This window comes from Enterococcus sp. DIV0086 (assembly GCF_050498705.1).
Classification (GTDB): domain Bacteria; phylum Bacillota; class Bacilli; order Lactobacillales; family Enterococcaceae; genus Enterococcus; species Enterococcus faecalis.
Map to the genome: position 1 here is coordinate 70,537 of NZ_JBNIDN010000003.1, position 11,376 is coordinate 81,912.

Below are 11,376 nucleotides of genomic sequence, written 5' to 3' on the forward strand. Positions count from 1 at the left end.
TCCTTTTACAATAATCGAGTAATGCGCTTACGTATGGACTGCTTGATTAGGGCTTGGTATTGGTCCTTCAACTTTGGCACATCTGTTAGTGGGAGTAGCCCATCTGTAAATTGTCGATGAAGTGCCTTTTTCATAAGCAATACCTCATCATCTGTTTCAAATAATTCATAAAAGCCTTCTTCTCTTGCCTGTATCGACTCAAATTCATGGATGAGTTCTGGAACAATGATTTCTTTTATTTCTTGTTTCATTTGATCAACGGTTACGGTATTCATTGGTATCCTTTCCTCCTTTACCATTAGTTGTTTCACTGTGCAGCGATGATAAATAACTTTTTCTTGCTTCATTGCTTGAAGCTGCTCATGGTATAACACCTGACGCTTCATGACATACGTCACTAGGTAGCTCAGGTAATCTTTTAGGAAAATGTCGGCTCGTTTACCATCTGGTTCCACACGATTAAACAATTGAACCAATCCATAGGGAATTGCAATAGAAATCATAATGACCAACTGATTCATCCCAAATAAAAGTAATAAACAACTGAAAACCAGCGCAAAGCTCACAGTAGCGACAGTAAAATCTTGCGCATAGACCACAAACGGTAAATTGACATTTTTTGCAATTTCTCGAATCATATATGGTGCATTAAACGGCTCACGATAATCTAAAATTTGTTTTTCTCTGTTCATGCTTATAACCCAAAATAGCTTTTTAGATTAGACAATGAGTTTAAAATACTGGCTGGGTCTTTAATCACGGCATAAATAATGCCACCAAAAAACAAAATCGCAAAGCCTTGTATCCACTTTGAATTCATAAATTCTTTAATGACTAAATAAACAACAACGACACCGAAAATCGGAGCAATCCAATCATTCAAAATGTAATTGCTAGCTTCTTTTGCGTTCGCATCGGCATAAGCCAAAGAAGCCGTTGAAAAGAACAGGAAAATCGCATTACAAATAACAGAAAGTTTCATTGTTAGAAGCTGCTTTTTAGAGTAGTGTTGATTCATTTAAATTCCTCCTAGATAGTGCTGTAATTTTTCAATAAAATAAGTGTTGTCGCGGTGTTTCAGTCCTAATGTCATGGTTTCTATATGACTACTTTTGGTCTGTCCATCTACTAGTTTGAATGTGACAAAGACAACAATCTGCTTCTCTCTTATCAAGGGTTCAATTATCACATCTCCAATTTGATAATCGCCAGTCAATAACTCTGGTTCTTTCATCAAAAAGCTCATGTCCTCTATCGAATCTGAAACATACTTTTCAAGAAAGGCTTGTACAAAACTAGTAATCGCCTTTTCCTCTTTGTTCTCTATTCGCTGGTACTGAGAACGATCGATTGTTGGTTGAAGTGTTTTTCCATATGTTAAAGAAGGCTCCATTGAAAAATAGGGATACGCAGTGACTTTAAATGATTGATTGTCTAATTGAACAAAAGGAATATTGAGTAACGTTTTTACTTCACTTTTCTCGTAATCGATGTATTTTTCTTTGACGTTTACTACTTTTTCTCCTTCTTTTTTCTTCACTTCTCGTTCTTTTGTGACAGGTGTGGTAATTTCATAAGTAATCCTGTATTTTGCGATCGTTTGTCCTTGTTCACTCACCAAATCATAAAAATCAGCAGATAGTAATTTCCTCTCAAGCCCAGTATTTTTCTCTTCTTCTAGCTCAAAGTTGAAATAGGTGTTTTGTAACGTATTAAACCTCTCCTCAAAAGCTTTTTGATCCGCTGGAATCGAGATATAGGTAGTGATAAAGGGATGTAAGAAATGCTTGTATAATTCAGATGCAACAGGCGTACTCGTATTTTTCGACAGTTCTTCTTGAATGGTTTGTGATAATGCTGCTTGTTCATTTTTTATCCTTCCTTGCATCTTGGAAGACTGAAACAACGCAATTGGACCACTTACCACTAAAAAAAGTGTCAGAATCAGAACACTTAGACGAACGGTTCGGATGTTCGCTGCTTTTTCTTCTTTTGGGGTAACAGGTTTCAGCTGTTTTTTCTCTTTTATAAAGTTCATGGAGTCACTCCTTTTTTAATGTAAAAAAGAGAACCCCTTTAATAAATAAAGAAGTTCTCTTGTAGAAAGCTGAGTCCCATATATTTTCAAACGACTAGGTTGGGAGCTAAACAGATAGGTTGCTTTGTAAAAATCGTAGGAAAAGTCACGATATAAACCAGTCTCACTAAAGCGCTCCAGTCCTTCAATATAAAGACTCGTATTCTTTGACAACATTCGTTCAAAACAAAGCTCCCTTTTAGGCTGAAACACTAAATTCTCTCGTTGTATCAATTTCTTAACAGTAAGAAATTGTCGGGCTTGTCGCTCAGGGATTTCCCCTTCCAAGCAAATAAATCCATAACGTTTTAATTCCTCGGCTAATTGTTTCTGGTTAATGTCATAACCTCAATAATGGTATTGTCATTCGCTTGATAGAGCCTGCCATCCTGACGTAAATCCTCTCCAATCCCTTCATAATCAATATTCCATTTGATAATATCTGGTACACCAGAGAGATAGCCAAGATCATCCACTAATTGTTCGGCATAATCTTTATAGGAATAACAATCGCAGTAAACTTGTATTTCATCAATCTGTTCAAAAGCATCTAACAGGTCATTGAAAAAGCCAGCAGTAATTAATTCCTCCAGATACTTAATCGCTTCATGTCCCTCATATTCATCAAATTGTTCAGCCACTTCATTCATGTAATCAAAATCTTCAAAATTAAACAACTTAATAGGCGCTGAGTAGTCGTTGATTTCATATACTTGTTCATCTTCTAATTCTAACTTTTCTTGTACAACTTCCCACAGAATAGGTAGCTCAAACCAACGCCCTTTACGTGCTTTAGGGTTTTCAATATATAACTCAATCATTTCATTCACCTCTCACTCAAATAAAAATTGGGCTAACAGCTGTTCCACTTCTTGTTGTGTAACAGATACAGTTTTAGAGGATACAACTTCTTCCTCTTCTTGTATTAACAACTCTTTAATCGTTGTGGTTAGCTTCGCCAATTCCTCTTGGTCTTTTTCTTTCAGTTCTGCTTGTTGGATACGAGTCATTAGTTCGTCCGTACCAAAGGTTTGATCCATAATCCAAATTTTCTTTAATGTTGGGGCAAGATAATTGGAGAGCCAACGCAATGCTTTTTCATAATTAGGTTTCTCTCCTTTCATGGTCAATTTCAATTCTTGCATGCTTTCAATGACCATTCGCCAGTTGGCACTGTATTGAGTACGCAACCCAGCTTCGTCACAGTCGTAAACTTTGATTGCAGTATCAATTAACTCTTTGACTACCCATTCCAGAGTTTCACCAGTAGATAACAAATATTCAACAAAGAGATAAGCCTTTTCATCCGCTAATCGAATCTCATATCGATTCTTAATGCCATACTTTTGACGAGCCATTTCAACAGATATTTCTTCTTTTTTCGCTAGTTCGTAATCCTTTTGATAGAAATTCAAGTAGAATGGTGACTGACGTGACCCAAAATATAGAGACAGTCCTTTATTTAAACGTTGCCCATTTTTCACAACAATTCCGCCAGTAAAATCAAAGTTACGAAACGTTGTGTCAACCAATCCTTGTTCGTATTTTTCTTTCAGTTCGAATAAATCATAGTTTGGGTACAGCAATGAAACCTGTTCATCCAATGCCAAATCAATTCTAGTAATCTTTGTATCAATCATTAGGCGATTACCAAAGAGATTCGTTTCATATAGTCGCCAAAAAAACTCTGTCCATGTTTCGTGTTGCTCTTCCAACACTAGCTCATACTCACGACATCCTTGACCTCGTAATTCAATCATGACACCCATGTCTAAGTTTTCAGGATTAGCAAACACAAATATTTCACTGAAACAGTAGGTTTCTGTATAGTGATTAAACCCATAATTTTTATAAATAAACACATCTGGATTCATTCGTAACACCTTTTCAATGACTTGGCCTGGGGAATGAATCTTAAATCGAATCCGAAGAAAATCAATTTTTGCCTGCATAGGAAGAAGCCCTCCTTCTACACAGAGTGTTTGGTTGATTTGTTCTGTAGCAGCTTTTGTGATTGCTCGCTTCCCTGTTTCAATCATGGACAAATAAGATTTACTCCAGTGAAGTTTGTCTGCAAATTGCTGTTGGGATAACCCTAGTCGATTACGTAGTTTTCTAATTTCTTGATTGGTCATTTTTAGCCTCTTACCTTTCTTGTATGTTCACAAAATCAATCCAAATCGTTCACAAGTTCAACTATCCATTCAAGCTATGATACATAAGGATTTCTGATGATTTTGTATCCATATTTTAAAAAAGTTACCCCCATGTTATTAAGCGGGGGTAACAGGTTAGAGCGAGCGTTGCTCGCCCTAACCTCTACACAGGAACAGACAGGATACCTGCCTGTTCCTTTTCGTTCTACCACCACCCGTTAAGACGTGTGGCTTTCACAAGGAAACCTTGCTCATAGACGAAGTAGTGCATATCAGCTCCTTCCGTCTGCTGAGGCAACGAAAAAAGGAAAACGAAACACACTTCTTTTCCTTTCCCTTTTTTCATTGAAATAGTGTGGTTTCCCATGTACTTGTTCATTACCATTTCTCATCATAATTTGGCGTAACTGCCCTTATTCCACTTATCGAATTACTTCAAATGCTTCTTGTGCCTCTTCAATTTCCTCAGCAGTTGGATCAACCTCCCTGATATCTAATAGTTTCATTGATTCAATTTTTTCAAATTCCTTTAAAAAGTTATATCCTCTAGGAACAAACGGCGCATAGAATTCTCTTGGTATAGCTGAGCCATCATCCACATACCCTCTTCCTTTAATTGACTTATTGATGAACGCCTTATTTTTTTGATCCGATCCAAAAGTCATATAATAGCCCTGTTCTTGCAATTTTCCAACACTCACTCGAAACAGGATATTATCTCGAATCCCTCCACCAAAATTCTCTGCATCAGGGCGTTGTGTCGCAAGAATTAAGAAAACACCTGCTTGACGAGCCTTCAATACCAATTCTTTAACATATCCTAAAATTTCATCCTGTTCTTTATAATTTAAGGTTCCAAAAAAAGCCGCCCATTCGTCTACAATGATGAAATAAGGCGGAATATCGTAATAAGCAAAGTTTTTCCCTGTTGTATAGGTTGGGAGAAGTTTCATATAAACATAACGGCGATTCATTTCTGCCACAGCATTTTTTAAACAACGAGTGATCCACTTTGTACCAGTAAAGACATGTCCCTTGAATAACTTAAGGTCTTGTAAATCCTTTAAATCGGCTTCTTTCGGATCGCAAATATCAACTGTTCCCACCTTTACTAATGCTTGAATCAATGTCAAAATCAGGTAGGTTTTGCCTCCGCCTGTGCCTCCTGTAATCAACATATGTGGCACTTCTGCATAATCCCAAATCACGCCATCCATTAATTTGACTTGACCATTTGTGACAACACAATCTGAAATATTAATTCGTTTACTAATGACATCAATCATCAAGGAATAGGTTGTAAATCCCATTTCTTTCTGTACATTGATAAAATCAGCAATATACATTTCTTCAAAAGTTTTCGCAATTTTTTCAAAACGATCATGCCACTTCATTCCATCTGTTGGAACCGTTAAATAGAGAATCTCCTTAGTATTCCGATAATAGACTTTAGGGAAAATCATCTTTTCTGTAGTTTTCTCATTTGATTTCCGTTCTTTTTTATCATACAAGCCATTGCTTTTTAACATCCTTGCTAACATTTGACGTTGATAAGCTCGATAAAAGAAGCCTCCTTTAAGAAAAGAATGCCTTCTCCCCCATAAACAGATAAACAATGGGAGTAAGAGTAATAAAAAAAGCCCTCCAATTGGAATAAGGAGGGCAGGATAATCGATTGATTGTTTTTCAAGAATTTCACTTACTAATGGATATAGTACAAAATAGCCATAGAAACCACTAGTAAGGAGCGCTGGAGACCACATACCAAACAAGTAATGACGATAGAGATTCAAGTGATACGGACGAATTCTGGTGCCTCTGTAGTTTAGAAATTTCATCCGTTATTCCCCTTGTGAAGTTCCAATGGGCTTTTGTTTTTCAGGTTTCTGATGAAGTACTGCTACCTTTTTAATTCCACCAGCTCGGATTTTAAAGGCTTGTTCTGATTGAATGGAATCATTGTACCCAGCATAGGAAGAGAGCCAAGCTAATGCAGTCACTTCACCTGTCAGTTCAATTTCATCATCATAAGAAAATAAAGCTAAATCCGTTGCTTCTGGTACTGCAATATCAATTTGATCATTTTTTGCTTCGGAATAAACTGTTACACGTTGCTCTCTTACCATTTCTGTTCGGTTGCCTTCACTATCATTTTCATAGATAGACTGAGCGCTTAAATAATAACAAGTTCCAAATGTTTTCTTGATATCAAAATCCTTAATCGTATTTTCTTCAAATTTTAAACTCATTTATTTTCCTCTTTTCTAATTTAGTGTAATTAATTGTTTAGCAAATACTTGTAATTCTAACGTTCTACTGGCAGTTCCAATGTTATTTCGTTTGGCACTAGGAACCAGCGTTGCATCCTTTAATTCCACTTCTTTTCTTCCATCAAAACGCTGTGAGTTTCTCAGATTCGGCACAATGATTTCAAAATCTGGATGTAGCGCAGATGAAGCAGTGAAAATGCGACAAGGAACTCGTTTTCCTTCAACATAAATTTCTCGTTCCTCTTTCACCGTAGCTTTGATTTTAGCACCAAGCTGTTGTTCCTTTAAGGCAATACTTGTGACACGATTTGACATAGTTGATTCCTTCTTTCATTTTTTATCTTGTTTGATTTCCTTGTTTTTTCTTTACATAAAAGTAATAGCTAGCAACGCCCATCAGTAACAAGCTTCCTAGCGCAATTCCTAAAATAGACGTTGTTTCACCTGTTTGTGGCAAACTTCCTTTTTCGTTTGGAATGAGTTGATTGGTCATGGTACATTTGACGATCTCACCCTCTTCCTTTATTTCAAATTGAATCGGTGTTTCGTCTAATTGATAACCTGATGGGGCATCAAATTCTTGGAAATAGTACACACCTTTTGGTAATTTTTCAAAGGTAAATTGTCCTTGGTTGTCTGTTTTCCCTTCAATCACTACTTTTTTATCTTTATTAAGAATACGAATACCTGTATTTGGAAGAGTTTTTCCATCCGATACGTCTGTTTTTGTTAATTCTGCATTCCCTTTAACCAAGTGGTTTTTAAGCTCTAGTAACACGATTGGCTCATCATTTTTAGGTTCCTTAGAATCAGGCTCTTCGGTCTGATCGATACTTTCCTCTTCTTCACTTGTTTCTTCATTCATTGTTTCACCAAGAAGTTGACCTTTACTATTATAAGCTTGAACGCCTTTTAGTGTAGAGATAATTTGATAGGTTTCAGAAGAACCTACGTAATTCTCAGAAGAGGGTTGCTTCTCTTTCAAATAGAACGTTCCGACAGGTATATTCGTGAACGTAGCCAAAGAATCCTTATTGACTGTGACTGTTTGAATCACTTCCTTGTCTTCCGTTTCCAGAATAAAAATAGCACCCTTGCCATTTCCAGTGAAGGTAAAATCATAGCCATTTTTTTCTTCTAACGTTGCTTCTTCATTTACTTTCTTTAATGAAAACTGATTAAAATGAAGTTTATTTAACAGTGGCAGTGATTCATCCTCCTGATTGTCTTTCGATGCATAGAGTTCAATAATTTTTTCGGTTTCATGATCTGTTGCCGTAAACTCAAATTCATAATGTGTTGAATCAATATCATGATCTTCTCCAGCATCCAATTCTTGAATGTAGTACCTTCCCTCCATTAGGCGTCGGTTAGGGAAGACAAGTTCCCCTTCACTAACCGTTCCAAACGCTAATAAAGCATCAGCTGGCACAGTAGTGTTGTCAGTCATTGCATATTCTTGGTTCGTAAATAAGCCAAATACTTTGTCATTCGCTTTCACTTCCTCAAGTACTGGTACATTTTCCTTCCATTCCTGAATTTGTTCTTCATTTTTATGAACAGTAATCTTTAGCTGTTGAAAGTCATTCTTTACTTCAAGTGATTGAGAAACTAACTCAACATTTTGCCCTTCATAGGTAAATTCAAAGGGCATAGGGGGCGTATTCATCAGGTATCCAGCGGGCGCTTCAGTTTCAATGGCTTCATATTTTCCTAAATATAGCTTAGGCATATTGATTAATTCACCATTTGTATCTGTTTTTACAGTCGCAACAACACTTCCTTTTTTAGCATGAACATAATCTCCCACTTTTATATCTTCACGAGCTTTAATAGTAAACGTGACATCAGCTAAAGGAACATAATCAAAAGTGATATCATGTAGCTGTCCATAGTCAGAATCCGTTGTGGTAACAGTGGTTGCTTTTTGACCTGTCTTTTTCAATTTTAGTAGTCCTTGTTGGGCTTTATTTCCAAACACTACTTCAATTGTTTTATTTGGTTCAATCGTGATTTCCTTTGATTCTCCTTTATTCACAAACCCATTACTAGCAGTGACCTCCGTAATTTTTACTTTTGTACCTGCTTTAATCCCATCGATTTGAGCAAGACCATTCGTGTCAGTCATAATTTCTTTTATTTGTCCGTTATACTCAAATTTCATTTTCGTATTAGGCACAGCTATTCCTGTGTCCTCATCAACTTTTTTTAACTTTACATTTCCATTGAGGTTTACTTTGATCGCTAAATTCATTTCTCCAGCATTGGATAATTTAAATGTCGCTACAGTCTGTTCACCAGGTTTCTTATAGATGAAACTTTGACCCACTTGATCTTTTGGCACCATACTGTATTGAAGTTTGCCAGTCTCTTTAGAACTAGCTATAGCAGTCAATTTCAGCGTATTTCCATTCTTTTCAATTTGCAGGTTTGCGGAATTTTCCAAAAGATTGCCATATTTTGATAAAACATTATTTGTATCTGTTAGCGTAATGGAGTCACCAACATTTAAGGTGATGTTCTGATTCGCAAAACTGGGCTTAATTTTATGACTGACTACTTTCGTTAGAATTTCATTTTTACGATTTGCATAATTAGGAAGCTGAGTGCTTAAAAGTGTATCTCCAAATTCTTCCCAAATGATATTTTGCGTAATCCCATAATTTTCCATTGTAGGGCTAATTTGATAACCATAATAGGAAATCAAAGATAGCCGTTCCTTTTCAGCACTGTTTAACTCAGATGGTTCAAATCCTGACCCACCATTTAGTAGAACTCCGTGTTCAATACAAAAAGCAGGTTGGTTATCAGCCTTGATCATATGCACACCATTGTCCGTCCAGTGTAAGCCCCCTAGTGAAGCAACATTCCAAGTAGAAACATAATCTCCAATTTTTTCATAATTGACCGAAGCCGCAAGAGCCGTTATTGGGGTAATAAAAAAAGCAATCATCACTGTGAGTACACCCACTAGCGAGATTACTTGACGTTTTTTCTTATTCATTTGTTTATTCTCCTTAGTTTAATATGAAAATGTTCTTATTCATGGTGGTGCTTGTATTTCATATTTTATGATATCCCCTCCAAATAGGAAACCTAAATTGAAATACTCATTTATGAGATTGACACTATTAATAGAAAGTGGCAAGTTTTCTCATTGATCTCCTTATTTATCTCTTATTAATTAGTTTTAAAGTCTATAAGATACAAGAAAACCACAGATACTTTCTCAAGTTCTGTGGTTTTGAAAATTTATTTTAGCTTCTTGAAGCCGAATACTACAAATCCTTCTTTTTGTTCAAAGTCTGTTATATAAGAGATTGTGGCAGTTATCTCTCTACCAGTATACTCTCTATTTTCAGTTATTTCTTGTAGGATTACAATGTCTTCAATTTGAAAATTTCGATCATTAAATCGTATTTCAAAATTCTTTTTTTCATTTAGCACGGCTTCAAAATACTCTGTATCAATCTTCAGCTTATGCTCCAAACTTATCACCTCTCATCAATAAAATTGATTAAATCGTCAAATTGGTTAGTATTATCATATACAAAAAGAGGTATTTTAGCATTTAAAGAATAACTTCTCACAGTATTTTCTTCCACTTCTTGAAATTCTTGAATCCTTTCAAGCTCCCAAGCATGATTATCTCTATTAAATAGCCGTGATTGAATCACTTCTGGAATTTCTTTCTTCAAAACAATACCTACAATATCAACGTTTTCAAAGGTTTCAAATGGCAAAGGAACAATTTCTCCAGTATTGTTTAATAACGTAAAATGCCCATCAAGTATTATTTTTGGTGATAAGGAATCTATTTTTTTAAGTTCCTTTTTCCATAGATTTTGATTTTCAGTAATTTCTTTTGTTTGTTTATTTGAGGTATCTATTTGTTGATCAGCTTTCTTAATCAAGGAACTAATAGTATAAGCCTCAATTGGATATACTTTTTCAATCTGATCCAATAAGGTAGATTTCCCAACACCATGAATTCCTGCTAGTAAGATATATTTCATTTATCTCAGTTACCCTTCAATATAACAAAAAGATTGAGGTGCCACTTTTATCTTTTTATCAAAATAATTCAAATCCATTGGTACGTCATACTTTATAAATTCTTTGATTTGAATAGCAAATCCTGTATCACGACCATCAAAATATTCATTAAAAAATTTCCTTGAAATTCCAGAGTATTGTTTCGTTTCTTTCCAAATATTGGATGGACGATCTTTAATGATACTTTCAATTTCAAATTCTCCAACCACTTTTCCATAAGGTTTGGTGGCATAAACTACAATAGATGAAATATCATCTCGCTTGAATATATTTTTTCTATATTCAAACTTTTTTCTGCCTTCCATAATTTCTTCTACAAATTCAGGTTTAATAGATAATAAAACCTTCATATACTTCACCTATTTCTAATATTTTTTCAAATTGATTATTTGACAAATTCATGAAACCAAAATATGATTCTCTGTCCAATCCTACTTTGTTTATCAAGTCTTGTCTAATGATTCGTTTAGGAAGCGCTAAATTGTACAGCATTTTAATAATATAGGGATATTTTTTTGTTTGATAGTAACCTCTAAGTTCTTGTTCACTAAAGATAGAACCTTTTCCACAATATTTGAGATACTCATCAATACTTTTAAAATTATTCATGTGTTTTACGCTTGCCACAGTACACAAAGAAGTCGCAACTGAACTGTATTCAGCTGAACGAGCATTGTAATCCTTCATCCGATATATCACTATCAAATCGCCTATATTCATTCCTTTAACTCCATACATATTAGTGATATATATTTTCTCAGTTGTATTGGTGAAAGATAAATCCTCAACTATATGATTTTTTTCAGTGCGTAATTTA

General features: G+C 35.3%; 12 protein-coding genes and 1 pseudogene. All 13 read right to left on the reverse strand.

Annotated elements, in window-relative coordinates:
- Nucleotides 1-5: 5 nt before the first annotated feature.
- On the reverse strand, nt 6-692 hold the full coding sequence (locus IGI63_RS16350; protein WP_429976354.1) for a TcpE family conjugal transfer membrane protein: 687 nt from the start codon (nt 690-692) through the stop codon (nt 6-8).
- Between the two features lie 2 nt (nt 693-694).
- Nucleotides 695-1,018, reverse strand: a complete 324-nt coding sequence (locus tag IGI63_RS16355) for a TcpD family membrane protein (protein ID WP_429976355.1) — start codon at nt 1,016-1,018, stop codon at nt 695-697.
- Nucleotides 1,019-2,038 carry a conjugal transfer protein gene (locus IGI63_RS16360; RefSeq protein WP_429976356.1) on the reverse strand — a complete coding sequence of 340 codons (1,020 nt, stop codon included), beginning with the start codon at nt 2,036-2,038 and terminating at the stop codon, nt 1,019-1,021.
- A 359-nt stretch (nt 2,039-2,397) separates the two neighbouring features.
- Entirely contained in the window at nt 2,398-2,898 is a 501-nt protein-coding gene (locus tag IGI63_RS16365; protein ID WP_429976357.1) for an antirestriction protein ArdA, read from the reverse strand.
- 12 nt (nt 2,899-2,910) lie between these two features.
- The gene (locus tag IGI63_RS16370) at nt 2,911-4,212 is read right to left on the reverse strand and encodes a replication initiation factor domain-containing protein (protein WP_429976358.1); all 1,302 of its coding nucleotides are present in this window, start codon (nt 4,210-4,212) and stop codon (nt 2,911-2,913) included.
- A gap of 443 nt (nt 4,213-4,655) precedes the next feature.
- Entirely contained in the window at nt 4,656-6,071 is a 1,416-nt protein-coding gene (locus IGI63_RS16375; protein WP_429976359.1) for an FtsK/SpoIIIE domain-containing protein, read from the reverse strand.
- Nucleotides 6,072-6,074: 3 nt separating this feature from the next.
- The gene (locus IGI63_RS16380; RefSeq protein WP_429976360.1) at nt 6,075-6,482 is read right to left on the reverse strand and encodes a DUF961 family protein; all 408 of its coding nucleotides are present in this window, start codon (nt 6,480-6,482) and stop codon (nt 6,075-6,077) included.
- A 15-nt stretch (nt 6,483-6,497) separates the two neighbouring features.
- Nucleotides 6,498-6,818, reverse strand: coding sequence for a hypothetical protein (locus tag IGI63_RS16385; protein WP_429976361.1), 321 nt, complete (start codon nt 6,816-6,818; stop codon nt 6,498-6,500).
- Between the two features lie 22 nt (nt 6,819-6,840).
- Entirely contained in the window at nt 6,841-9,507 is a 2,667-nt protein-coding gene (locus tag IGI63_RS16390) for a SpaA isopeptide-forming pilin-related protein (RefSeq protein ID WP_429976362.1), read from the reverse strand.
- A 248-nt stretch (nt 9,508-9,755) separates the two neighbouring features.
- Nucleotides 9,756-9,992 carry a DUF3850 domain-containing protein gene (locus IGI63_RS16395; protein WP_429976363.1) on the reverse strand — a complete coding sequence of 79 codons (237 nt, stop codon included), beginning with the start codon at nt 9,990-9,992 and terminating at the stop codon, nt 9,756-9,758.
- 5 nt (nt 9,993-9,997) lie between these two features.
- Nucleotides 9,998-10,519, reverse strand: coding sequence for an ATP-binding protein (locus tag IGI63_RS16400; RefSeq protein ID WP_429976364.1), 522 nt, complete (start codon nt 10,517-10,519; stop codon nt 9,998-10,000).
- Nucleotides 10,520-10,528: 9 nt separating this feature from the next.
- On the reverse strand, nt 10,529-10,909 hold the full coding sequence (locus IGI63_RS16405) for an ASCH domain-containing protein (RefSeq protein WP_429976365.1): 381 nt from the start codon (nt 10,907-10,909) through the stop codon (nt 10,529-10,531).
- Nucleotides 10,887-11,376, reverse strand: a pseudogene (locus IGI63_RS16410) (hypothetical protein); the annotation flags it as partial. The gene IGI63_RS16405 and the pseudogene IGI63_RS16410, both read right to left, overlap by 23 nt.

Coding starts and splice junctions, on each gene's coding strand:
- IGI63_RS16350 (WP_429976354.1), bottom strand. CDS start 692: ATGAACAGAGAAAAACAAATTTTAGATTATCGTGAGCCGTTTAATGCA.
- IGI63_RS16405 (WP_429976365.1), bottom strand. CDS start 10,909: ATGAAGGTTTTATTATCTATTAAACCTGAATTTGTAGAAGAAATTATG.
- IGI63_RS16390 (WP_429976362.1), bottom strand. CDS start 9,507: ATGAATAAGAAAAAACGTCAAGTAATCTCGCTAGTGGGTGTACTCACA.
- IGI63_RS16365 (WP_429976357.1), bottom strand. CDS start 2,898: ATGATTGAGTTATATATTGAAAACCCTAAAGCACGTAAAGGGCGTTGG.
- IGI63_RS16360 (WP_429976356.1), bottom strand. CDS start 2,038: ATGAACTTTATAAAAGAGAAAAAACAGCTGAAACCTGTTACCCCAAAA.
- IGI63_RS16400 (WP_429976364.1), bottom strand. CDS start 10,519: ATGAAATATATCTTACTAGCAGGAATTCATGGTGTTGGGAAATCTACC.
- IGI63_RS16380 (WP_429976360.1), bottom strand. CDS start 6,482: ATGAGTTTAAAATTTGAAGAAAATACGATTAAGGATTTTGATATCAAG.
- IGI63_RS16385 (WP_429976361.1), bottom strand. CDS start 6,818: ATGTCAAATCGTGTCACAAGTATTGCCTTAAAGGAACAACAGCTTGGT.
- IGI63_RS16355 (WP_429976355.1), bottom strand. CDS start 1,018: ATGAATCAACACTACTCTAAAAAGCAGCTTCTAACAATGAAACTTTCT.
- IGI63_RS16370 (WP_429976358.1), bottom strand. CDS start 4,212: ATGACCAATCAAGAAATTAGAAAACTACGTAATCGACTAGGGTTATCC.
- IGI63_RS16375 (WP_429976359.1), bottom strand. CDS start 6,071: ATGAAATTTCTAAACTACAGAGGCACCAGAATTCGTCCGTATCACTTG.